Genomic DNA, 23,222 nt, shown 5'->3' on the forward strand with positions numbered 1-23,222 from the left:
TCCAAAAAATCCAATTGCTATGAGTCTATTAAGCTCGCACTTAAAGATGCATATCTTTCAATTCATAGCGAACGGTAAATTCACTACGAGACGATTGCACAGCAAGATGCCTGTTAGCACCTTGTTGTGCAATGGGTAACTGCTATTTTTTTATTACCAAAATGGTAATTTTACGATAAATTTGCCTTCTTTAACAGCTCTAAAAATTTATTTTCCGACAGAATGGTTAGACCTAATTCCTGGGCAAGGGTGAGCTTAGAACCAGGGTCTTTGCCGACAATCACATAATCGGTTTTTTTGCTTATGCTAGAACTGACTTTTGCCCCGAGCTCTTGTAGTAAATTGATAGCTTGTTCGCGACTTAATTCAGATAAGCTACCGGTTAAAACGAAGCTTTTTCCGGTTAAAAGGGAGCTGTGCTGTGAGTTAATAACGCTAGGTTTTGGCCAAGTAATTCCAGTGGCCAATAGGTGTTTGATTACTTCACGGTTATGAGGTTCGCTAAAGAATTTTTTGATATGCGCCGCGACTACAGGACCTATATCGGGAATGGTCTGTAGGGAGGCTTCATCGGCCTGCAGGATGGATTTCAGCTCTTGAAAATGTTGAGTAAGGTTTTGAGCCGTCGTTATACCCACATCCCGTATTCCCAAACCATATAAAAAACGGGTTAAGCTGGTTTTTTTACTAGCGCGGATGGCCGCGCATAGCTTCAGAGCAGATTTTTCACCCAGATGCTCCAGATCGGCTAATTGTTCGGGCGTTAAATGATATAAGTCAGACACATCTTTAATTAAACCGGTATCGACTAATTGATCAACTAATTTATTACCCAAACCTTCAATATTCATGGCTTTACGCGAGGCAAAATGTTTAATAGCTTCTTTACGTTGTGCCGGGCAATAGAGCGCACCACTGCAACGTGCGGCAGATTCTGTTGCTATTTTAACGATATCTGAACCACAGATAGGACAATGTTTAGGTAGTTTTAAAGCGTGCGTATGGGTGGGTCTTTTTTCTTTAACAACGCTGACGACTTCCGGAATAACATCTCCCGCTCTACGGATGATAACCGTATCGCCTACGCGTATGTCTTTGCGTTTAACTTCGTCCATATTATGTAAAGTGGCATTGCTAATCGTAGCGCCACCCACGAAAACGGGTTGTAATCGTGCAACCGGGGTTAAGGCTCCCGTACGACCCACTTGAAATTCAATGGCCAGCACTTGCGTAAATTCTTCCTGAGCCGGGAATTTATGAGCGAGTGCCCAGCGTGGTGCACGCGAAACAAAGCCTAGTTGCTGTTGTAAAGCGATAGCGTTTACTTTGTAGACCACGCCATCAATTTCGTAGGGAAGTGTAGGGCGTTGCTTTTCTATTTTATGATAATACGCTAAGCAGGCTGAAATATTTTTGGCAGTCTGGGTTTGTGGACAACGCGGTAAACCCCACTCTTTAAATTGGTTTAAAATTGCGGTGTGTGTAGGAGCCAATTTGCCATCTTCAATTTGTCCGACACTATGTGTAAAAAAAGCTAAAGAACGTTGAGCAGTAATTTTTGGATTTAATTGACGTAAACTTCCTGCCGCTGCGTTACGTGGGTTAACAAAGGTTTTTTCACCGGCTGCTTTTAGCCGATCGTTAAGTTGTTGAAAAGCTTTTTTGGGAATATACACTTCTCCACGTACTTCTAAGCGAGTGGGATAATCTGAGCCTCGAAGCTGTAAAGGAATACTCAAAATTGTACGGATATTTAAAGTAATATCTTCTCCGGCATTGCCATCGCCCCGAGTTGCGGCACGAATTAATTCTCCCTTATGGTAGATTAAGCTCACGGCGATACCATCTAACTTGGGCTCACACGCATATTCTAACTCTTTTTCGGTATGTAGACGTTCTTGTATACGCTTATTAAAAGCGAATACTTCTTTTTCAGAAAAGGCATTTTCTAAAGAAAGCATGGGGATAGCATGCTGGACTTGTTGGAAGGATGTTAAAGGAGTGCTGCCGACCCGTTGAGTGGGTGAATCATTGCTAATAAGCTCGGGGTGTTGTTTTTCGAGATCTTCTAAATCACGAAAAAGCTTATCGTAAGCCGCATCGCTAATTAAGGGCTCATCCAGAATATGATAACGATAGTTGTGTTCGTTAATTTTTTTTTTAAGTTCGGCGATTTTTTTTATAATACTATCAGGTGATTTAGGCATAAGCATGAAGTTGGGAGTGATAACAAGTTAGATCATCAATCGGTTGTAATTGTCTATCGCAGAGTATTCCACCCAGATCTTGGGCAAGAATTTGTGCGGTCTCCCACATTAAGTCAAATGCGGTCAGTGCAGATTTGACTTTATGAATCGACATAAATAGGCATAATCCGGGGCAAACTATTTCTCCAGTATTATCTAAATCAAACGTTCCGGGTTCGATAGCTGATGCGAGACTAAACAAAAGTTCTTTCTTGCTTAAAGAATCAGCATAAAAATGGAAAATATTCATCTTGCCATAATGAAAGCCCGCACTAGTCAGCGTTTGAATGAGTTCATATCCTCGATAAGGTCTTTGTTGGGGAGCCATTAATTGTAAGATAATATAATTATCAATGTCATGTTGAGTGGTGGAGTTTGTGCTGTTTGTGATTTCTTCTTTAAGGTTTGATTTAGTTAATGTAGGTTCGAGTCGTGATGTGCTTAATTCAGCTTTAGACGGAGACTCTGTTACTGCATCCTCGGCATTTAAATGAATTTTTTCTTTTTTACTACGAAAATGTCCATGCCAAATAATGAGTATTAAACCAAAAACTCCGAGAAAAATAATACTGGGTAAAATAATGAGTAAGTAGTCAATGTCCATTACATTGATACCTCTCGTAGGAAATAATATTTTTGGAAGAAAGAAAACGCTCGAGCTATTAAAGTTTCCATATGGCTTCCCATCGTATCATCTAAAGTACCTGACTCATTGTAGGCTTAAGCAGTAGCAATGGCTATGGCTTTTTCTAGGTCAACTGCGACCATCCGCGATACGCCGGGCTCATGCATAGTCACTCCTGCTAAGTGATGTGCCATTTCAATGGCTACTTTGTTGTGACTAATAAAAATAAATTGTACTTCATTCGACATTTCTTTCACTAACTTACAAAATCTCAGAACATTGGTATCATCTAAGGGTGCGTCAACTTCATCTAACATGCAAAAAGGCGCGGGATTTAATTGGAAAAAAGAAAAAACTAAGGCCGTTGCGGTCAAGGCCTTTTCTCCTCCTGAAAGCAGGTGTATGGTGCTATTTCGTTTTCCGGGTGGTTGCGCCATGATGCAGATACCACTACTCAGTAAATCGGGATCTTGGAGTTGTAATGAAGCGACACCGCCTGAAAATAGCCTAGGAAATAAATGAGTAAAATTCTGATTGACCTTATCGAAGGTTTCTTTAAAACGGTGGCGCGTTTCTTTATCCATTTTCTGAATGGCTGTCTGTAACATTTCTAAGGCAGCGGTTAAATCTTTATATTGATCTGCTAAGTATTTTTCACGCTCTGAAACGGTTTGTTGCTCTTCTAAAGCAGCGAGATTTACCGCGCCTATTTGTTCGATACGTTGAGTTAATTGTGTCAATTGTGTTTCACATTCAGCAATATCCATCTGTGCAGAGGGAATTTCTGATAAAAGTGTTTCCAGTGCATAACCTTGTTCTTGTAATTGCTCTTCTAAGGTTTTAGCTCGTATACGTAATTCTTGTGAGTGTAAACGTTGTTGCTCTAAGCCATCTCGATCTAAATTAAGATTGGTTTCCAGTGTTTGTAATTGGTCTTCGGTGTGTTTAATTCTTTTATCGATGGTTTCTAATTGTGTTTGGCTGTCTTTAAGTTGTAGGCCAAGTTTATCTTTCTTACTGCGTTGTAGATTGAGTTGTTCCTGGAGTGAACTTATTGGGTTTTCAGCAACGTCGAGCATTTTATATAACTGACTCAGACGTTGTTCTAATTGCAACTGTTGCTGTTTTACGTTGGATAAAGTGGCAAGCTCGGTAGTTAGCTGATGATGGGTTGCTTGTAAGCGCAACTCATGTTGATGAAGTTCTGCTTCATTAGCTTTAGTGATACGCATAGATTCATTGCGTTGATTTTGTAGTATTTCCTTATCTTGCAAGTAGGTGAGTCGCTGTTTCTCCATTTGCTGCAATTGCGTAGCCGCTATTTTTTGCTCTTCGCAGGTTTGCTGTAATTTTTCTAGTGTTATTTTATAGTGTTGTCTGGTTTCTTGCAGTTCTTGTTGTATCACTTGCAGACGGTGTTTAGCTTGCGATATTCGCGCTTGTTGTACTTTTTGTCGCGCACTTAAATCTGCTTGTTGAGCGATTAATTCAGCATAGTCCTTTTGTTGTAGCGCTTGCGTATCTTCCAGTTCTTTTAATTGCTTTTGCGCGCACTGATAATCACTTTGCTTATTATCAAGCTGTTCTTGAATGTCTAGTTGGGCTTTTTGTAGCTGAGCGATTTCACGTTCTCGTTGCAACAAGCCTGCTTTATGATCATGTCCGGCGGTTAGGTGTATCCAATGATTACCTAAGCAAATTCCTTCGCGGGTGATGATAGATTCATAACTTTTCAATTGCTTGGTATGTTCCATGGCTTCAGCCATGTTCTCTGCCACATAAATTCCTGCTAATAAGTGCTCAAGTGGCCAGGGGGCGGTAAATTTACTACTAATAGGCGCAAGCGCTAACTGATTCTGAAAGGTCGTTGCAAAATGTTCACACGGCATCGATTTTGTCATTAAGCTGACGGTATTCGGTGGTGGGTTATTTAAAAAATCGTCTAATGAATCACGGTCAGTAAAACATACGGCTTGGATGTGTTGATTTAAAGCAACTTCTACAGCACGCTCCCAGCCGGTTTCAACTTGCAATAGTTGAGCCAATCGAGGTTGTTCGGTTAAATTATGTTTTTTAAACCATTGCAACAGTGTATGTTCGCGTTTACCTAAAGCTTCTTGTTGCAAGGCCATTAGCGAAGCATATTCGCCTTGAGTGATTTGCAGGCGACTTTTTAATTGATCTAATTCTTTAGTGAGTTGTTGTAAACGTGAACGTTGTGCAACAATTTGTTGGGTTATTTGTTCACGTTGCGTTTTACATAGTGTTTGTTTTTCTTCAACCCGTGCTAAAACTTCGCTTAAATCTTCAGGTTGTTCATCCTGAGGAATTAAAATTTTAGCTTGTTCATCATGATCCCGCTGTAAACGTTCGATACGTAGGTTAAATGTTTGTGATTGTTGTTGATGATAATGGTGTTGTGTTGCTGCACTATGCTGTTGTTGTTTTAATTCAGCAAAAGAAGTTTGGTTTTTTTCCCATTTTGTTTGCCATTCGGCATAATTTTTTTCAGCTTCTTTTAACAAAGCCTGACTTTGTTCAGTGCTCACTTGAAGCTCAGTTTGTTTTTGCTGGAGTTCAGTAAGCGTTTGCTTAATCCGAACCTGATTCACTTCGCTAGCTTGGCATTGTTGTTCAAGAACCGATTTCTTTTTTGTTAAATCGGCTAGTTCGAGTTGATTTTGCTGAAGTTGTGTTGTTTGCGTGCGTAAATTTTCTTCCAAACGTGTTATGTTGTTGCCTAGTTCATAATAGTCTGCCTGAATGTTATCAAAATTTAACCTTGCTTGGCTTTGCTCGGCACGATCGGCTACTACCTGCGCCGATAAATGCTGTTGTTCAAGTTGAGATGTGTGTAGTTGTTCTTCAACAGATTGTATTTCTTCTAACTGGGAGTGTAGTTGTTCCTGAAATGTTTGATAACGTAAAGTCTGTAGTTGAGCTTTTAGCAGACGTTCTTCTTGCTTAAGCGTTTTATAGCGTTCTGCTGCATTAGCTTGACGCTGTAAATGCTTAAGCTGCTTACTGAGTTCTTCTCTTAAGTCGTTTAAACGATTTAAATTTTCCTGTGTATGTTCTAAGCGTAATTCAGTTTCACGACGTCGTTCTTTATATTTTGAGATACCGGCTGCTTCTTCAATATAGGCACGAAGCTCTTCGGGTTTAGCTTCTACTATGCGAGAAATCATACCTTGTTCGATAATGGCATAACTGCGCGGACCCAGGCCTGTACCTAAGAAAATATCGCGTATATCTCGTCTTCGACAGCGCGTTCCATTAAGAGAGTAGATCGATTGGCCTTCTCGTGTGATTTCACGCCGTATCGAAATTTGCGTGTAGCTACTATATTGACCTCCTAGGCTGGCATCGGAGTTATCAAAATTCAGCTCAATAGCCGCTTTTCCCAGCGGTTTACGGGTATGGCAGCCATTGAATATCACATCATCCAGTGATTGGCCACGTAATTGTTTCGCAGAACTTTCGCCCATAACCCAGCGTATGGCATCGATAATATTCGATTTTCCACAACCGTTCGGTCCTACAATAGCGGTAAGATTACTCGGAAAAGCCACCGTGGTGGGGTCAACAAAGGACTTGAATCCAGCTAATTTGATACTTTCTAGACGCATAGGTGTATTAATATCGGTTTGATAGGCAAAAGTATAGCATTTATCGGGAATATACCCATAACGTCAAGGTGCGAGTTTATGTTGTATGAATGGAGTAAATAAAAAAGCCTAAATACACGCTCTTTTATCGAGAGCGTATATCTAGGCTATCCGAATGCGAACTTATTCTAGTAGCGGTTGCCTGAGCTACCTGCAAGGCTGCTTCCTGCGACAGCACCTAATCCGGCGCCGGCTATCGTAGCTATGGTTCTACCTGAACCACCACCAATCGTGTTACCTAAAAGACCGCCCACCGCAGCGCCACCTAAGCCACCAGCGACGCGTCTTTGGTCGGGTGTCATCGAGTCACAGGCGGTTAGGCCTACTAATAAAACGCCTATTAGGACGAATGAATTAAATTTTTTCATATTATACCCCATGGAAAATGAAATAATTTTTGGACTATTTATCTGTCGTTCTTACTAAAAGTATAGGCAGCAGGGGGGGTTTATACCAGTTATGAACGCTAAAATCGTTTAAAAAATATACAATTAGACTGCGTTATAATGTAAATCCATTTCCAATAGGGCATCATCATAATGCAAAACATCCAGCTAAAAATTTTGGACTCCCGATTAGGAGAAGAGTTTCCGTTGCCGAGCTATGCGACCGATGGATCGGCGGGACTTGATTTACGCGCTTGTAGCAAGCAAGCCATACAATTATTACCCAATCAGACCGAGTTAATTTCAACCGGTTTGGCCATTCATATTGCGCAGCCAAATTTAGCGGCTGTGATTTTGCCACGCTCTGGTCTGGGCCATAAGCATGGCATTGTACTTGGAAATCTCATTGGTCTAATCGATTCTGATTATCAGGGTGAGCTATTTATTTCATGTTGGAATCGCGGCCATAGTGAATTTGCTATCCAACCCGGAGATAGAATTGCGCAGCTGGTATTTGTACCTGTGGTTCGAACGCAATTTGAACTGGTTCCGGAATTTGTAGAAACCGAACGCGGTGCAGGGGGTTTTGGACATTCTGGCGTGCAATAAGAACATTTATCATTAGAATTGATAATTTAATAGATATAATATGAGTTTTTTTTCTGGAATAATTTTGTATGCAGAACAGTAAAATTTTTCTGATAGACTATGCGCAACCTTTTTAAATAATAATAAAATTATGACAGCTATAACAAATAATAAAATTACACCCGGTTTATTGAATAATTTAAAAGAATTGAAATTGCATTCGTCTGGTCTCATTGGAAAACTTCCTGAATTAATTGATGAAAAAAAATTAGAAAAGTGTCAACTGCTTCCTAATCAATTAAAAGCGATTCTATTTTTGTTTCCCAAGCTCGATCGTTTTAATGCTTTTAAACTTTTAGTAAAACATTTTGATATTAAACTGTCTTCGTTATCTGAATCAGAAATAAAAGAACTGAGCGTTTGTTTATCTCAGGATCCCGCTTTTAATAATTTATTACCATTCGCAAAAAAAAATTTTGGTGGAATTTTTCTTGCTAAAAAAAATGAAGAGAAACTCATTTCACCTTTAATACAAAAAGAAACTAAAGGTGTTATTAATGCTGCATGTATACACCATACAAAGTCTAGACCAAGTAGTAAGCAATCACAGGCCAAGGTTACTAACGGAAAATTATCGCTAGCACAGTTAAGATTATCTTTGATACAGAAATGTCCTGAATTAAGGTTAAATTTTTTTAAAAGAAATGTTCAGGAATATGGTTATCAAGCCATCATCGCCTCTTTGAACATAGAAGAATTTAAAAATATTATTGAACTTTTTCCACCAAATGATGCGATTAAATTCTTGAATTTCCCTATGATAAGGGATCGGATAGATGGTTTTCACCGACAGAATGGTCAGTTATCCAAGGAATCTTATATCGATCTGTTAAACTATTTTAAACCCTATCAAAAAGAGTCTGTTAAAAAATTGTTAAGACCTATTGGCCCTAATATAGATACAAAATTGGTAGATCGAGGAATATTTAAAGAAAAAATTATTGTAAAACCAGAACATACTAAAAGACTACCCGATATAGTAGCTAGTCATAATATGTCTAGAACACGATAATTTTTATTTAATCCGTGTTTAAACAGATATATTTAATTTCTAAATAGTCTTCGATACCATATTTTGAGCCTTCGCGACCTATGCCGGATTGTTTGAAACCACCGAAAGGCGCGACTTCATTCGAAGCGCGTCCGGTGTTGATGCCGACAATCCCATAGTCGAGTTGCTGAGCGACATGGATAATCCGATTCACATTTTGTGCATAGAAATAGGCGGCCAGTCCAAACTCAGTGTCATTTGCTAAATGAATGGCTTCTTTTTCTTCAGAAAACTTAAATAGTGCTGCGACAGGTCCAAAGGTTTCTTCTTTTGCGATTAACATAGTAGCTGAGCAATTTTTTAATAGAGTCGGTTGGAAAAAACTTCCACCTAAAGCATGTATTTTTCCTCCACACACCAGCTCAGCGCCTTGTTCCAGCGCATCGGCGATATGTTTTTCCACTTTCTTAATGGCGGACTGATTGATCAAGGGACCTATCTGAACATTATCTTCTAAACCATTACCCACTTTTAATTGTTGGATGGCGTGAGCTAATTTTTTTGTAAAAGTTGCATAGATTTTTTCATGAATATAAAAGCGATTGGTACAAATACAGGTTTGTCCGCTATTGCGGAATTTAGATGCAATAGCTCCCAGGATGGCTTTATCGATATCGGCATCATCGAAAACAATAAACGGTGCATTACCGCCTAACTCTAAGGATATTTTTTTTATTGAATTGGCCGCTTTCTGCATTAATAATCTACCCACTGCGGTAGAACCAGTGAAAGAAAGTTTGCGAATTAAAGGACTGTCAGTAAAAATATTGCCGATCAATTCAGAATCACCGGTGACTATATTAAAGACACCGGCGGGTATTCCGGCTTTTTCCGCGAGTACAGCTAATGCCAAGGCAGAAAAAGGCGTTAATACCGAAGGTTTAAGTATAATGGTGCAGCCGGCGGCTAAAGCCGGTGCACATTTACGTGTGATCATGGCATTGGGAAAATTCCAGGGAGTGATCGCGCCTACTACACCCACCGATTGTTTGCTGACAAACAAATGCTGTTTTACTAAGGGGGCTGGAATGATGTCACCGTATACGCGTTTACCTTCTTCGGCAAACCATTGAATAAAAGAAGCGCCATAACGAATTTCTTCCATGGCTTCTTTGAGTGGTTTACCTTGTTCTAATGTGAGTAATAAGGCTAAGTCATTGATGTTATCTAAAATTAGCGTGTACCAACGGGTTAGTAATTCGCCACGTTCTGCGGCGGTTTTTGATCGCCACATCGGCCAGGCTGCTTCTGCTGCATTGATAGCATGGAGTATGTGGGTTGTTTCCAAATCAGGAACCGTTCCAATGGTTTCTTCGCTAGCAGGATTGTTAACATTAATCTTTTTTTTTGCAGCGATCCATTTTCCATCGATATAACAATTTTGCTGAAACAATGAAGCATTATTTAATTGCATCTTGAGACCCCACAAATATTTCGGCTAAGCAGTTTTTTCAATATTGACTTGTAATAAACGAATAAGACGATTATCGGCACGTAAAACTTTAAATCGAAAAGGATGAATAGTCGTACTGGCGCCGCGTTTGGGTAAATAACCAAAACGATTCGCGATCACGCCACCTATGGTATCAAATTGATCGGTTGCCAAATGAGAATGAAAAAAGTCATTAAAATCCTCGATGGGCATCATGGCTTTGACAATAAATTGATTGGGGTTTTGTTCCTGTATAAAAACTTCGTCATTGGCATCATATTCATCTTCAATTTCACCAACAATTTCTTCTAAAACATCTTCAATAGTCACCAGACCTGATACCGAACCGTATTCGTCTACGACAATAGCCATGTGATAATGTTTGTGCTGAAATTCTTCGAGTAAACTGTCTAGTCGTTTACTTTCTGGGATAAACACTACCGGTCGAAGGATATCGTGGATATCAAAGCTGTCTTGGTGGGCTAAAGGATTATATCTGAGTAAATCTTTAGCCAGTAATAAACCAATAACCCGTCGTTCATCATTAATGACGGGGAAACGCGAATGACCCGATTCGATTACCAACGGTAGCAATTCAGCCAACTGTGCTTTTTCAGAAAGAACCGTAATTTTGGCATGAGGCACCATAATATCCCTGACATGTATATCAGAGATTTGTAATACGCCTTCGAGCATTTTGAGCGCTTGTGCATTGAGTAAATTGCGTTGTTGCGCATAATGCAATAACTCAATGAGTTGTTTTCTATTTTTTGGTCCTTGTTTGAAAGCTTGATGAACACGCGTTAACCAGGGTTGACGATTTTTTTTGAGCTTAATTTTATTGTCAGATGTAGGGGTTTTCATAACCTAAGTCCTTTAATAATTGAATTTCTAGTGTTTCCATTTTGATGGCATCTTTATCATGAATATGATCATAACCTACCAAGTGTAAACAGCCATGAATAACCAGATGTGCCCAATGGGCTAGACGGGTTTTGGTTTGTTGTTTCGCTTGTTGATTAACGAGTGCGGCACATATGACTAAATCGCCTAAAAGTGGTGAGGAAACCTCAGGTGGCGGCTCAAAAGGAAAGGATAAAATATTAGTAGGACCATTTTTATGTCGATAAGTGCTATTAAGCTTAGCACTTTCTTTTTTGCTAACGAGTCGTATGTTTACTTCGTTACTTCCAACGTGCTTAACCAAAGCCTTGTTTACCCATCGCTGTAGGAAATAACGGCTAGGAATAAAAGTGTTACTAGCAAGGGATTGTATAGTAATTTTAATGCGCTTTTCTTTGGTTTTCGTTTTGCGCATAGGCTTGTAATATTGCTTGTACCAAAGTATGCCTAACAATATCTTGCATTTGAAATTCGGTAAAGCTAATACCTTTTATATTTTTTAAAATATTTAAACAATGGCACAGACCTGATTCTAGACCTCGTGGTAAATCGGTTTGTGTGGTATCACCACTCACAACGACTTTGGAATTAAAACCAATACGCGTTAAAAACATTTTCATTTGTTCTTTCGTGGTATTTTGTGCTTCATCCAAAATAATAAAGGCATCATTTAATGTACGTCCGCGCATATAAGCTAAAGGAACGACTTCAATAATGTGTTGTTCGACGAGTTGCATAACTAACTCAAAACCGAGCATATCATTCAGTGCATCATAAAGTGGTCGAAAATACGGGTCGAGTTTTTGTGAAAAATCACCGGGTAAAAAACCTAATTTTTCACCCGCTTCAACCGCGGGTCTAACGAGTACGACACGACTAATTTGTTCCTTTTCTAGTGCGGATACAGCGCAAGCGACGGCCAAATAAGTTTTACCCGTTCCAGCTGGGCCTAAACCAAAATTAATATCGTGATTTAAAATTCTATCGATATATATCGCTTGATTAGGACTATAGGGTTTGATGGGTCCGCGTTTGGTTTGGATCATTATACCTGGAGTTTGAGGCGGCTCTAATGTCATGTTGGGATCAGTTTGCGCGGTTTGTAACACTAAATGAATGGTATTAGCAGTCAAAGTGGTTTTTTTTGTGCCAGTTTCTGCATAAAGGTGGTGTAATACCTTGGCAGCGACTTCGACAGCAGGGTTAGGACCATTAATTTGAAAGTCATGACCTCGGTTATAAATGCTAACGTTGAGCTTTTGTTCGATTTGACGTAAATGCTGATCAAAAGGACCACAAAGATTCGCTAAACGATGATTATCTTCGGGAATAAGTTGGAAAGTATAAGCTTGAGTATTCAATTTACTATTAATTCTCCTCGTAAAGAGTTTCTTAATGCCTCAGTAATAGTAACAGGAACTAATTGCCCTATTAAACGCGCTTGGCCTCTGAAGTTAACCACACGGTTATTTTCTGTACGGCCTTGTAGTTCATCTTGATTTTTCTTTGAAGGACCCTCAACCAAGATCCGGTGAACATTACCACACATGTTTTTACTTAGGGCCTGTCCTTGAAATACTAGGAGATTTTGTAGGATCTGTAAACGTTGTTTTTTTACAACAAGCGTTACATCGTCAGAAAGCTCGGCTGCTGGTGTGCCCGGGCGACGACTATAAATAAAACTAAACGAATTATCAAAACCTATGGATTCTACTAAATTAAGTGTGGCTTGGAAGTCAGCATCCGTTTCGCCAGGAAAACCAATAATAAAATCTGAAGAAATGGCAATGTCTGGTCGGACTTTACGCAATTTACGAATTTTAGACTTAAATTCTAGCACCGTGTAACCACGCTTCATCGCTGCCAACACGCGATCTGAGCCACTTTGCACCGGTAAATGTAAATGATCGGCCAATTTTGGCACATCGGCGTATGCTTGAATCAAACGCTCTGAAAATGCCAAGGGGTGGGAAGTAGTAAATCGGATGCGTAAAATATCGTCTATCGCAGCGATATAGCGGATTAAGTCTGCTAAGTCGGCTGTGCCACCTTCATGGCGAGGACCTTGATAATCGTTAACATTTTGTCCTAATAAGGTAATCTCACGGACACCTAGTTCAGCCAATTGCACAACTTCTGCGAGCACATCATCTAAAGGGCGGCTAATTTCCTCACCTCGGGTGTAAGGAACCACACAAAAACTGCAATATTTGTTGCATCCTTCCATGATGGATACAAACGCGCGTGGACCTTCGGCTCGTGGGGCCGGTAAATGATCAAATTTTTCGATTTCTGGAAAAGAGATGTCAACTACAGGTTGTTTTTTTTCTAAGACTTGGTTGATCATATCAGGAAGTCGATGCAAAGTCTGAGGACCAAATACGATATCTACATAAGGGACACGCTGGATAATTCCAGCACCTTCTTGACTCGCAACGCAGCCACCCACAGCGATGATCAGGTGTGATCGCAAGGCTTTAATTTTACGCCATTGTCCGAGCTCGGAAAAAACCTTTTCTTGTGCTCTTTCCCGAATTGAACAGGTATTTAAAACAATAACATCCGCTTCGTTGGGATCTTGAGTCAAGACTAACCGATGTGAGTGAGAGAGAAGATTATACATGCTTGCCGAATCATACTCATTCATTTGGCAACCATGCGTTTCGATATAGAGTTTTTGTAACATAAATTTCATTTAAAAAAACAGCTAATTTTTTGTTTTAGCCTGTAGTAAAGAATTTTTCGTCATTGCGAGCGCGTAGCGCGCGGCAATCCACTAGATGGCCACGCTCATTGCATTCGCTCGCCATGACGGGCTCATTTGAGTTTTTCTTTTAATAAAGTATTTAATTGCTGTGGATTTATTTTTCCACCCGAAGCTTTCATGACTTGGCCGACAAAAAACCCAAATAATTTATCTTTTCCTGCTTTATAATCCGCTAATTGTTCAGGGTGTTTTACCAAAATCTCATCAATAAGTTTCAAGATGGCAGTTTGATCGGTGACTTGTTGTAAATTTTTTTCTTGAATAATTTCATCACTGGTTTTTTGGCTTATCCATAATGCTTCAAATACATCCTTAGCGATGTTGCTAGAAATAGTATTATCAGCAATTCGTTGCAGTAAGCCGGCGAGTCGTTGGGCGCTGATAGGAGATTCAAAAATGGTTAAATTGGATTTATTTAGCGCAGCAGCAAGTTCGCCCATAATCCAGTTAACTGCTAATTTAGCTGGAACCTTGGCTTTGACGACATCTTCAAAATAGTCAGCCAATTCGCGTGCTGTGGTTAATAAACTCGCATCGTAAGCACTCAGCTTATATTCTGTTTGAAAGCGAGCCAATTTTTTTTCTGGTAACTCAGGTAAGCTTTGATAAATGTTTTCAACAAAATCGGCATCGATGAGGACAGGACATAAATCGGGGTCAGTGAAATAGCGATAATCCTTAGCGTCCTCTTTACTACGCATGGGGCGAGTTTCTTGTTTATCGGTATCATATAAACGGGTTTCTTGAGTGATGCTGCCACCGTCTTCTAAAACTGCAATTTGGCGCTCAATTTCATATTGAATGGCTTTTTCTATAAAACGAAACGAGTTTAAATTTTTAATTTCAACGCGTTTTCCTAATTGTGTTTCATTGACTCTACGTACAGAGACATTGGCATCACAGCGAAATGAACCTTCTTGCAAATTACCATCTGAGATATCCAAATAACGAACCAGTGTATGCAAGGTTTTAAGATAGATGACCGCTTCTTTGGGCGATCTTAAATCGGGTTCTGAAACAATTTCTAACAATGGAGTTCCGGCACGATTCAGATCGATGCCACTCATATTTTCGAATCCTTCATGCAAGGATTTCCCAGCATCTTCTTCTAAATGGGCGCGCGTAATATTAATATTTTTTTGTTCTCCATTTTCTAAGCTAATGGTTAAGTGCCCGCGCCCAACGATAGGATGTTCATGTTGACTAATTTGATAGCCTTTAGGTAGATCGGGATAAAAATAATTTTTGCGTGCGAAGATTGAATAATGGGGGATATCTGCTTCGATACTTAAACCAAATTTGATTGCCATATTGACGGCTTTTGCATTTAAAACCGGTAATACGCCAGGTAAAGCCAAGTCTATCGCACACGCTTGTGTGTTGGGCTCGGCGCCATAGGCGGTAGCTGCACCTGAAAAAAGCTTTGATAGTGTTGATAATTGAACATGCACTTCAAGTCCGATAACAGATTCCCAGGCGTTAGCAGGTTTTTCGGATGACTCGAGCTTGCTATTTTGTGACGATTTTTGGTGTACAGCCGAGGTCATAGATTGAAATTCTCCGGTATTTTTTTATGCCAATCGGTAGCTTGTTGATAACGATGTGCGGCATTCAGTAATTTTGCTTCAGTAAAAGGACGACCAATCAGTTGCATCCCTAAGGGAAGTCCATCAACAAATCCCGCTGGAATTGAAATAGCGGGTAGACCTGCTAAATTAATAGCGATAGTGTAAATATCCGATAAATACATGCTTACCGGGTCATTGATTTTTTCACCTAGCTTGAATGCGGTAGTCGGCGTCGTCGGTCCTAGTAAAATATCAACCTGTTTAAATGCCTCTGTAAATTCTTCGATTAATAGGGCGCGAATTTTTTGTGCTTTAGCGTAATACGCATCATAAGAACCGGCGGATAAAACATACGTGCCCATCAATAGTCGACGTTTTACTTCATTACCAAATCCTTCGCCGCGAGTTCTTTCGTATAAATCTTTTAAATCAGTAGGATTATTACAACGATAACCATAACGCACGCCATCATAGCGAGCAAGATTCGAAGAACATTCGGCTGATGCAATAATATAATAAAGCGGAATAACTAAATGACAGTTGGGTAAACTGACGCTACTCACTTTTGCGCCTAATTTTTCATAAAGCTTAATCGCCGCTTGGATAGTTGCTGCTACTTTAGGGTCAAGATCTTCGGAAAAATATTCTTTAGGTAATCCAATTTTTAGACCCTTGAGTGAATCATTCAGTGTTAACAGATAGTTGGGAACGGGTTGATCGATACTCGTAGAATCTTTCTCATCAAAACCTGCCATGACATTCATTAAGAGCGCAGCATCTTCAGCAGTTTGTGTCATTGGACCGGCTTGATCTAAGCTGGAGGCAAAAGCAATCAGCCCATAGCGCGAAACACGACCATAAGTGGGTTTAAGCCCGGTAAGATTGCATAATGCTGCGGGCTGTCTTATGGAACCCCCGGTGTCTGTACCTGTTGCAGCAGGCGTTAATCGGGCGGCCACAGCAGCACTAGAACCACCGGAAGATCCGCCCGGTACACGTGCGATATCCCAAGGGTTTTTTACTGAGCCATAAAAACTGTTTTCATTGGATGAGCCCATGGCAAATTCATCCATGTTAGTTTTACCCAATAGCACCGTCCCCGCCTGATTAAGACGACTGACCAGTGTGGCGTCATAGGGAGCAATAAAATTATCTAACATTTTAGAAGCACAACTGGTTTTAATGCCAGCTGTGCAAAAAATATCTTTATGTGCAAAAGGAATACCGGTCAAGGGTCCAGCGCTGCCATTTTGGTGTTGTAAATCGGCCTGCTTGGCTTGTTCTAACGCTAGTGTGGTCGTGACTGTGATGAAACTATTTAAGGTTTTATCAAATTTATCGATGCGCGCTAAAAAATGTCGCGTTAATTCTGTACTCGATACTTTTTTTGCTCGTAGCGCAATAGATAGCTCAGTGAGCGTATAGTTATGCATATTTGTTAATCTCAACGTTATTCTAAAACAAGGGGGACACAGTAAAGGCCTGCTTCAGTATGCTCAGTGAGTTGCTGAAAATCTTTCCTATGAACAATCTCAGTGATTTTATCATCACGTAGGCGTTGTATGATGCCAAAAGGGTGAGCGACGGGTTGTACTGAGTGGGTATCTACCGCATCCATCTGAGTGGCTAGCTTAAAAATGCCTTGTAGGCTTTTTAGATGCTGAGTGGCTTCTTCAGGATTGATTTGTATTCTAGCTAAATCAGCAATTTTATTAACGTCTTCAAGCGTAATCACCATCGTGAGCAAAACTCCAAATCTAAAGTACTGTAAAAAGCTCGATAGTATACCTATTGCGCTTAGATTTGCGAATCTTTGAGTGTATCTCCTAATCTTAATAGGTTGCTTGCATAAAATCTTCTAGATTTGCTAAAGTGCGTAGGCACACACTATATTGTGTAGGTAAACGTTCAGACGTAGGTGGTCAACTTTATGCTAAGCAAATTCCGCGGTTTATTTTCTAAAGACATTTCCATAGATTTAGGCACGGCAAATTCATTAATTTATGTTCGTGGCGAAGGAATTGTTCTCAATGAACCGTCCGTAGTCGCTATTCGTTTAGAAGAGGGCAATCAACGTCGTGTACTCGCCGTAGGCTGGGAAGCTAAGCGCATGCTTGGACGTACCCCGGGTAATATTAGTGCGATACGTCCCTTAAAAGATGGTGTAATCGCTGATTTTTATGTGACTGAGAAAATGTTGCAGCATTTTATTAGTAAAGTACATCAAAATCGTTTTTTACGTCCAGCTCCTCGAATTCTGGTTTGCGTGCCCTGTGGATCCACACAGGTAGAGCGTCGAGCTATTCGTGAATCGGCTTTAGGCGCCGGTGCTAGAGAAGTTTATCTAATTGAAGAACCTATGGCGGCGGCTATTGGTGCCGGCATGCCTGTTGACGAAGCGCGAGGATCATTAGTGGTGGATATTGGTGGTGGAACCACTGAAGTTGCCGTCATTTCTTTAGGTGGTGTGGTTTACTCTCAATCAGTGCGTATTGGTGGTGACCGATTTGATGAGGCTATCGTTAATTATGTTCGACGTAGTTACGGAAGCTTAATTGGCGAACCTACTGCAGAACGGATTAAGCATGAAATTGGCACGGCTTTTGCTTTGTCTGAAGTGCGTGAAATTGAAGTACGTGGTCGTAATATTTCAGAAGGTGTTCCCAGAGCCTTTGTTTTGAATAGCAACGAAATTTTAGAAGCTTTACAAGAACCTTTGTCCAATATTATTGGAGCTATTCGCACCGGCTTAGAACAAACGCCACCTGAATTAGCCGCAGATATTTCGGAAAGAGGCATGGTTTTAACCGGCGGTGGTGCATTACTAAGAAATTTAGATCGGTTAATTACCGAAGAAACCGGTATGCCTGTCGTCGTCGCAGAAGATCCATTAACCTGCGTCGCTCGGGGTGGTGGTCGCGCACTCGAGATTATCGATGAAATGGGTGGAGATTTCTTAGTCAAAGATTAGCAGGTAAGCGCTATTAAACTATTATTTAACCGTGGAAAAACCTCATTAGGGTTAAGGCTAGTTTTTTTCGTTATTTTATCTCTATTACTTATTCTATTGGATTACCATCATTATTTACCGTCGCTACGACGTGTATTAAATAATGTGGTAGCGCCTTTACAATATATGGTTGATGCCCCAATACAGTTATTTCACAATATAAATAGTAATTTTGTCACACGACAAAAAATACAATCTGAAAATGCGGTTTTGCGCACGCAGCAAGTATTATTACTCACCAAATTACAAAACTTTTCCGCCTTAGAAAGTGAAAATAGACAATTAAATCAATTATTGGCCGCGACGGAGCATCTAAAAAAGCAACATTTCCGTTTGGCACGATTGCTACTGGTTAATGCCGATCCTTTATTGAATGAAGTGATAGTCGACAAAGGGCAATCGGACGGTGTTAAAGTAGGGCAACCCGTACTGGATGCAAATGGTGTGATGGGTCAAGTCATCAGTGTTGATTTTTTAAGTAGCCGGGTGCTTTTACTCACTGATTTTCGTAGTGCGATTCCCGTTCAAGATGTGCGTAGTGATGCGCGTGGAATTTTAGTGGGACGAGGACGCCTTGCAAAACTTTTATTGAAAGACATACCTGGCACAGTGGATATTAAAGTCAATGATTTATTAGTGACGTCAGGTTTAGGCGGACGTTATCCTGCAGGTTATCCGGTCGGTGTTGTCAGCGTCGTTAATACGAATCTTGCTACACAATTTGCGAGCATACAAGTTGATCCAAGTGCCCAATTAAATAGAAATCGGCCAGTATTATTAATTTCGCCGGTCAATTCGCCAACGCCTGAAGTTAATTCTAATTCCAAAACACATTTTCACGCGGTTAAAAAATAGGATAGCAGAATGAAACCTCTTTATTTTTCTACCTTATTTCTGGTTGGGATTAGTTTTTTTGTGGCGATCATACTTAATATTATTCCTTTACCTCCTACTTTAGCATTATTTTTTCCTTTATGGTTACCCTTAGTGTTAATTTATTGGATCATGGTGTTGCCTGAGCATATTCATTTTACCTTAGCTTGGATACTTGGATTATTTATCGATGTATTATATGGCAGCTATTTGGGAGAACATAGTTTAGCTTTGTGCGTGGTTGCTTATTTAGCGCAACGTTTTCATTTGCAATTTCGGATGTTCCCATTGCCGCAACAAATTTTATTTATTTTGGTTATATTAACGATCTACCAAGTGCTACTTATTTGGATACAAGCTTGGCTGGGATTTTCGGTTGATTTTCGCTGGGCTTGGGTGTCCTTATTAGTCAGTGCTTTAGTCTGGCCACTGATGGGCAATATGCTCAGAATAAGTCCTTTAGATATGCGTCATTAGTTTTTTCGAATTAAATTTAATTTATTTATAATATAAAAAATATTTGGTAAAATATTATTTTAATAAATTAAAAAAATGGGGATATTTATGAAAGAAAAATTTATACCTGCGGATAAGCAGAATTTTGATAGACGTGAACGATTTATTATATTGCATTATACCGTTTTAGAAGAAAAAGACTCGGTAGAAACATTAACTCGCGGTGGTGTTGGAGCGCATTTTTTAATTCCAAAGCAACCCTTTAAAGATGAAAATGGGCCATTTGATTATTATAAATTTGTAGACATAAAAGATCGTGCTTATCATGCAGGTGCAAGTAATCTTGCAGGTAGAAATGGCTTAAACGATACCTCGATCGGGATCGAAATAGTTAACTATGGCTATGGTTTAGTGCAAGACACAGGAAAAGTATTATTTACCTATCAAGTCCTAAATCAACTTAAAGATTTTATTACTGAAACTTTAAAAGAACAGGATAAAAATTTATACCAGCTTTTAATTGAAGAAAAATTATTAACTGCCTTTTTATCTGATATGACGCGTAGTTTAGTGCCACCAGCGGACCGTGAAGTCTATAAAGAAAAGATATCGCCAGAACTAATAGCTAAATACAAGAAATTAACTAAAGAATGGCATGAAAAAAACGATCCTTTTCAACATGTAGGAGACCTTTATCAATTAGAAAAGCAAGGCAAGCTTACCTGGGATGAATATACCGATCACCAAATTAATAGCATCGTATATCTTATTAAAGAAAAAATTGGACCTGAACTAATAATACAAGATGAAAAAACTGGAAAAGTTTATTACCAAATCCCTCCTCAATTTATAACCGGCCATGCTGATATTGCACCGGGTAGAAAGACTGATCCTGGTACGCGTTTATGGAAAAAATTAGCCGATCGAGGCATAGGTGCCTGGCCGGATGAGCAGCAGGTATCGAAGATTGAGAAGGAAATTCAGATTGAGCAAGGAACTGATTATAAATGGATACAAGATAACCTACGGCATTATGGATACAAAATAGAAACAACGGGCCAATTTGATACACAAACTAAAGATGTCATCAGAGCTTTTCAAATGCATTTTGAGCCTGAAAATTATTCTGGAGAACCTAGCGTAAGAACGATTAGCATCTTAGAAGCGTTAATTAAAAAATATTATCCAACCGTACAATCGAATTATCCTCGCTGTTTTAGTTCAGCCGCTGAAAAAAAAAGTAACTTCTTTAGTAGGAAGGAAAATAGTACAGGATCAGAAACAAATAATCACATGACTCCTTATAATTGTTGTGTAATTAGTTAACAAGCTTATCTTTATGACAATGTTGATCATACTTTTATTTGGTCAACATTGTTTCTTTTTCATTATCTATTTTTTTTTACAAACATCCATATTGTTAACTTTTCTTGCGTGTAATAAGTTACTCACCAGTGCGTAACTTGTTGTATAAGCTGTGAAAAAGCGCTTGAAAACTTGTGGATAATGCAATCTTTTGCTAAAATTGTTATACGTGATTGTATAAAATAATGTAAGTAAAATTCACAACACTATATATAGTTGTTTGAAAAAAAATTAACACTATATTTAGTGAGGATGGTTTTTACGACTTATGCATCAAAAATTTCAAAAAAATTGATGCTACCCAAATCTAACAAATAAAAGCTTCACTCAAGTCAAACATTTAAGAGCTCAAAAGCCTACTCAGTATCGAAGTATCTGGATTGCCTAATTCCAAAAATCACTATCATCAACAATCAAAATATTAAGCAGCAATCTAAAGAAAATGGTTCCAAGGGGGATATATGTTTAGTAAAGCTAGTAATAAGCGTAGTTTGTTAAGCTATTCGGGAAATGCGGCATTTAAAAAACGTATTGCACCAAAAATAGCGGCTCATATTGAAAGGCCTATTAATGTCTGTTTAAGTGGCGAAGATGCCTGCTTAAATAAATGGCTGTTGGACAATCTAAGTACCATACTGCCGATACATATCACTTTAGCGACGGGTCGGTCCTCACAGAGGATTGCAAAGTCATATCCTAAAAAGGCTTAATATGAGTAAAGTAAAGATTATTCTATCTGACGGTACAGAGTTTGAGCATGATTTTGGCTGTAATAACCATTATGCTGAGATGTTTCAAATTATTCGTGAAATTATTGGTATTGATTCAAGAGTAAAGTGGTTTAAAGATTTAAAAGATGAATTTTATAATATACAATGCTTTGGCGATGTTAAAGTGGATATTTCAAAAAATAATTAAAAATTATCTTAACTAGATATTGAACATCGTATGATTTGATTGGAAAGCCCATGAAAAATCATCGTCATAGCGAGTGAATATGGATTGCCGCGCGCTACGCGCTCGCAATGACAAGGAAGTCATCTGCTAAAAATTTATAAAGGATATGGTCAAATCACCGCCAGGAAGGCTTTTAATCATTTGTACTCGTCGCATTGGCGATGTTTTACTCATTACTCCATTAATTCGAACCTTTAAACGTCATTGGCCAGAAGCTAAGATTGATCTATTAGTCTTTAAAGGTACCGAGTCTATACTTCATGCAAATCCCGATATACAAAATATTCTTACCATTGAAGAACATCCTGATTTTTTACAGCATTGCCAGCTAATAAAAAAAATTTTTCGTGTTTATGATGTAGCGGTATCTACATTACCTGGAGATAAAACCACGCTATATGCTTATTGTGCCGCTAAGTATCGCATCGGGATGTTAGGTGCAGATAAAAGTCGCTGGTGGAAGCGTCTATTACTCTCTGAAGCCGTGGAATATGATGGTATTTCTACGCATACGGTATTAATGAATTTACGTTTGGCAGAAATTTTACAGTTAAATCTTTGTTCAGAAATTGTTATTGCTTGGCAGGAAAAAGATTCTCAGAAAGTAATGCAACTGGTTGATACGAATAAAAAATTAGCTATTTTACATCTGCGTCCTAAATTTTCCTATAAAGAATGGATTAAAGAAGGTTGGGTAGGCGTAGCAAATTGGTTATTACAAATTGGTTATACGATTGTTTTAACCGGAGATAAACAGGAGTCAGAAGAAAAAATGGCGGAAGAACTGCTGGATAGGCTGCCCGAAGGTGCTATTAACATGGTGGGCTATTTAAGCCTGAACCAAGTCGGTTTCTTATTGAGTAAGGCTAAAATTTATATTGGTCCGGACACCGTGGTAACGCATATGGCAGCTGCGTTAGGTATTCCAACCATGGCCTTATTTGGTCCCAGTAATCCAGTAAAATGGGGTCCTTGGCCAAAAGCCTGGACATTAAGCAATCCATTTGTTCGGGTCGGTTCTCAGCACAGAAATAATGTTTACTTGATGCAAGGTTCTGGAATTTGTGTTCCTTGTTTCCAGGAAGGCTGTGATCAACATATTCGAAGTCGTAGCCAATGTTTGGAAAATTTAACCGCCGAACAAGTGATTAATAAAGTCAGACTATTAATTAATCAACCGGATATACCTTCTATTTAACCACATTGCTCGTCATTGTGAGCACCGTAGGTGCGTGGCAATCCCTGGATGGCTACGCTCATTACATTC

The 23,222-nt window shown here is 39.3% G+C and carries 21 protein-coding genes; 9 read left to right on the forward strand and 12 right to left on the reverse strand.

The genetic code is table 11. The features are described 5' to 3' along the window. Positions 1-170: 170 nt before the first annotated feature. The 4 genes from ligA to AAHH40_RS02680 form a co-directional block, all read right to left on the reverse strand. Positions 171-2,207, reverse strand: coding sequence for an NAD-dependent DNA ligase LigA (ligA, locus tag AAHH40_RS02665; RefSeq protein WP_342220573.1), 2,037 nt, complete (start codon positions 2,205-2,207; stop codon positions 171-173). After that, on the reverse strand, positions 2,200-2,850 hold the full coding sequence (locus AAHH40_RS02670; RefSeq protein ID WP_342220574.1) for a cell division protein ZipA C-terminal FtsZ-binding domain-containing protein: 651 nt from the start codon (positions 2,848-2,850) through the stop codon (positions 2,200-2,202). The genes ligA and AAHH40_RS02670 overlap by 8 nt, the downstream gene beginning before the upstream one ends. A gap of 116 nt (positions 2,851-2,966) precedes the next feature. Next, positions 2,967-6,500: a chromosome segregation protein SMC gene (gene smc, locus AAHH40_RS02675; protein ID WP_342220575.1), complete on the reverse strand. Its 3,534-nt coding sequence runs from the start codon at positions 6,498-6,500 to the stop codon at positions 2,967-2,969. A gap of 167 nt (positions 6,501-6,667) precedes the next feature. Beyond that, positions 6,668-6,907, reverse strand: a complete 240-nt coding sequence (locus tag AAHH40_RS02680; protein WP_342220576.1) for a glycine zipper 2TM domain-containing protein — start codon at positions 6,905-6,907, stop codon at positions 6,668-6,670. Positions 6,908-7,078: 171 nt separating this feature from the next. Here AAHH40_RS02680 and dut point away from each other — a divergent pair, with 171 nt between their 5' ends. Continuing rightward, entirely contained in the window at positions 7,079-7,534 is a 456-nt protein-coding gene (dut, locus tag AAHH40_RS02685) for a dUTP diphosphatase (protein WP_342220577.1), read from the forward strand. Between the two features lie 130 nt (positions 7,535-7,664). Next, positions 7,665-8,585, forward strand: a complete 921-nt coding sequence (locus AAHH40_RS02690; protein ID WP_342220578.1) for a hypothetical protein — start codon at positions 7,665-7,667, stop codon at positions 8,583-8,585. A gap of 7 nt (positions 8,586-8,592) precedes the next feature. Here AAHH40_RS02690 and AAHH40_RS02695 read toward each other — a convergent pair whose 3' ends face one another. From AAHH40_RS02695 to gatC, 8 genes are all read right to left on the reverse strand, one after another. Next, a complete protein-coding gene (locus AAHH40_RS02695) occupies positions 8,593-10,038 on the reverse strand; it encodes an NAD-dependent succinate-semialdehyde dehydrogenase (RefSeq protein WP_342220579.1) in 1,446 nt (481 codons plus the stop codon). Between the two features lie 24 nt (positions 10,039-10,062). Next, the gene (locus AAHH40_RS02700) at positions 10,063-10,920 is read right to left on the reverse strand and encodes an HlyC/CorC family transporter (protein WP_342220580.1); all 858 of its coding nucleotides are present in this window, start codon (positions 10,918-10,920) and stop codon (positions 10,063-10,065) included. Beyond that, a complete protein-coding gene (gene ybeY, locus AAHH40_RS02705) occupies positions 10,901-11,374 on the reverse strand; it encodes an rRNA maturation RNase YbeY (protein WP_342220581.1) in 474 nt (157 codons plus the stop codon). Before ybeY ends, AAHH40_RS02700 begins: the two co-directional genes overlap by 20 nt. Continuing rightward, a complete protein-coding gene (locus tag AAHH40_RS02710; RefSeq protein WP_342220582.1) occupies positions 11,340-12,320 on the reverse strand; it encodes a PhoH family protein in 981 nt (326 codons plus the stop codon). The genes ybeY and AAHH40_RS02710 overlap by 35 nt, the downstream gene beginning before the upstream one ends. Continuing rightward, entirely contained in the window at positions 12,317-13,645 is a 1,329-nt protein-coding gene (gene miaB, locus AAHH40_RS02715) for a tRNA (N6-isopentenyl adenosine(37)-C2)-methylthiotransferase MiaB (RefSeq protein WP_342220583.1), read from the reverse strand. Before miaB ends, AAHH40_RS02710 begins: the two co-directional genes overlap by 4 nt. A 131-nt stretch (positions 13,646-13,776) precedes the next feature. Beyond that, entirely contained in the window at positions 13,777-15,273 is a 1,497-nt protein-coding gene (gene gatB, locus AAHH40_RS02720) for an Asp-tRNA(Asn)/Glu-tRNA(Gln) amidotransferase subunit GatB (protein WP_342220584.1), read from the reverse strand. Then, a complete protein-coding gene (gatA, locus tag AAHH40_RS02725; RefSeq protein WP_342220585.1) occupies positions 15,270-16,727 on the reverse strand; it encodes an Asp-tRNA(Asn)/Glu-tRNA(Gln) amidotransferase subunit GatA in 1,458 nt (485 codons plus the stop codon). Before gatA ends, gatB begins: the two co-directional genes overlap by 4 nt. Positions 16,728-16,744: 17 nt before the next feature. Then, positions 16,745-17,032, reverse strand: a complete 288-nt coding sequence (gatC, locus tag AAHH40_RS02730; RefSeq protein WP_342220586.1) for an Asp-tRNA(Asn)/Glu-tRNA(Gln) amidotransferase subunit GatC — start codon at positions 17,030-17,032, stop codon at positions 16,745-16,747. A 192-nt stretch (positions 17,033-17,224) separates the two neighbouring features. Between gatC and AAHH40_RS02735 the strand changes: the two genes are divergently transcribed. The 7 genes from AAHH40_RS02735 (at position 17,225) to AAHH40_RS02765 (ending at position 23,153) form a co-directional block, all read left to right on the forward strand. Then, on the forward strand, positions 17,225-18,265 hold the full coding sequence (locus AAHH40_RS02735) for a rod shape-determining protein (protein ID WP_342220587.1): 1,041 nt from the start codon (positions 17,225-17,227) through the stop codon (positions 18,263-18,265). Positions 18,266-18,361: 96 nt separating this feature from the next. Continuing rightward, entirely contained in the window at positions 18,362-19,159 is a 798-nt protein-coding gene (gene mreC / locus AAHH40_RS02740) for a rod shape-determining protein MreC (RefSeq protein WP_342220588.1), read from the forward strand. Positions 19,160-19,168: 9 nt separating this feature from the next. Continuing rightward, positions 19,169-19,654: a rod shape-determining protein MreD gene (gene mreD, locus AAHH40_RS02745; RefSeq protein ID WP_342220589.1), complete on the forward strand. Its 486-nt coding sequence runs from the start codon at positions 19,169-19,171 to the stop codon at positions 19,652-19,654. Between the two features lie 87 nt (positions 19,655-19,741). Continuing rightward, positions 19,742-20,959, forward strand: coding sequence for an N-acetylmuramoyl-L-alanine amidase (locus AAHH40_RS02750; protein WP_342220590.1), 1,218 nt, complete (start codon positions 19,742-19,744; stop codon positions 20,957-20,959). Between the two features lie 500 nt (positions 20,960-21,459). Further along, on the forward strand, positions 21,460-21,708 hold the full coding sequence (locus AAHH40_RS02755; RefSeq protein WP_342220591.1) for a hypothetical protein: 249 nt from the start codon (positions 21,460-21,462) through the stop codon (positions 21,706-21,708). A 1-nt stretch (position 21,709) separates the two neighbouring features. Next, on the forward strand, positions 21,710-21,916 hold the full coding sequence (locus tag AAHH40_RS02760) for a hypothetical protein (protein ID WP_342220592.1): 207 nt from the start codon (positions 21,710-21,712) through the stop codon (positions 21,914-21,916). Between the two features lie 145 nt (positions 21,917-22,061). Further along, on the forward strand, positions 22,062-23,153 hold the full coding sequence (locus AAHH40_RS02765; RefSeq protein WP_342220593.1) for a glycosyltransferase family 9 protein: 1,092 nt from the start codon (positions 22,062-22,064) through the stop codon (positions 23,151-23,153). Positions 23,154-23,222: the final 69 nt, after the last annotated feature.

It is taken from the genome of Rickettsiella endosymbiont of Miltochrista miniata (genome assembly GCF_964031245.1).
Classification (GTDB): Bacteria; Pseudomonadota; Gammaproteobacteria; order Diplorickettsiales; family Diplorickettsiaceae; genus Aquirickettsiella.

Bases quoted from the DNA above. Each gene is read 5' to 3' on its own strand.
- ligA (WP_342220573.1), bottom strand. From the start codon at position 2,207: ATGCCTAAATCACCTGATAGTATTATAAAAAAAATCGCCGAACTTAAA.
- AAHH40_RS02670 (WP_342220574.1), bottom strand. From the start codon at position 2,850: ATGGACATTGACTACTTACTCATTATTTTACCCAGTATTATTTTTCTC.
- smc (WP_342220575.1), bottom strand. From the start codon at position 6,500: ATGCGTCTAGAAAGTATCAAATTAGCTGGATTCAAGTCCTTTGTTGAC.
- AAHH40_RS02680 (WP_342220576.1), bottom strand. From the start codon at position 6,907: ATGAAAAAATTTAATTCATTCGTCCTAATAGGCGTTTTATTAGTAGGC.
- dut (WP_342220577.1), top strand. From the start codon at position 7,079: ATGCAAAACATCCAGCTAAAAATTTTGGACTCCCGATTAGGAGAAGAG.
- AAHH40_RS02690 (WP_342220578.1), top strand. From the start codon at position 7,665: ATGACAGCTATAACAAATAATAAAATTACACCCGGTTTATTGAATAAT.
- AAHH40_RS02695 (WP_342220579.1), bottom strand. From the start codon at position 10,038: ATGCAATTAAATAATGCTTCATTGTTTCAGCAAAATTGTTATATCGAT.
- AAHH40_RS02700 (WP_342220580.1), bottom strand. From the start codon at position 10,920: ATGAAAACCCCTACATCTGACAATAAAATTAAGCTCAAAAAAAATCGT.
- ybeY (WP_342220581.1), bottom strand. From the start codon at position 11,374: ATGCGCAAAACGAAAACCAAAGAAAAGCGCATTAAAATTACTATACAA.
- miaB (WP_342220583.1), bottom strand. From the start codon at position 13,645: ATGTTACAAAAACTCTATATCGAAACGCATGGTTGCCAAATGAATGAG.
- gatB (WP_342220584.1), bottom strand. From the start codon at position 15,273: ATGACCTCGGCTGTACACCAAAAATCGTCACAAAATAGCAAGCTCGAG.
- gatA (WP_342220585.1), bottom strand. From the start codon at position 16,727: ATGCATAACTATACGCTCACTGAGCTATCTATTGCGCTACGAGCAAAA.
- gatC (WP_342220586.1), bottom strand. From the start codon at position 17,032: ATGGTGATTACGCTTGAAGACGTTAATAAAATTGCTGATTTAGCTAGA.
- AAHH40_RS02735 (WP_342220587.1), top strand. From the start codon at position 17,225: ATGCTAAGCAAATTCCGCGGTTTATTTTCTAAAGACATTTCCATAGAT.
- mreD (WP_342220589.1), top strand. From the start codon at position 19,169: ATGAAACCTCTTTATTTTTCTACCTTATTTCTGGTTGGGATTAGTTTT.
- AAHH40_RS02750 (WP_342220590.1), top strand. From the start codon at position 19,742: ATGAAAGAAAAATTTATACCTGCGGATAAGCAGAATTTTGATAGACGT.
- AAHH40_RS02755 (WP_342220591.1), top strand. From the start codon at position 21,460: ATGTTTAGTAAAGCTAGTAATAAGCGTAGTTTGTTAAGCTATTCGGGA.
- AAHH40_RS02760 (WP_342220592.1), top strand. From the start codon at position 21,710: ATGAGTAAAGTAAAGATTATTCTATCTGACGGTACAGAGTTTGAGCAT.
- AAHH40_RS02765 (WP_342220593.1), top strand. From the start codon at position 22,062: ATGGTCAAATCACCGCCAGGAAGGCTTTTAATCATTTGTACTCGTCGC.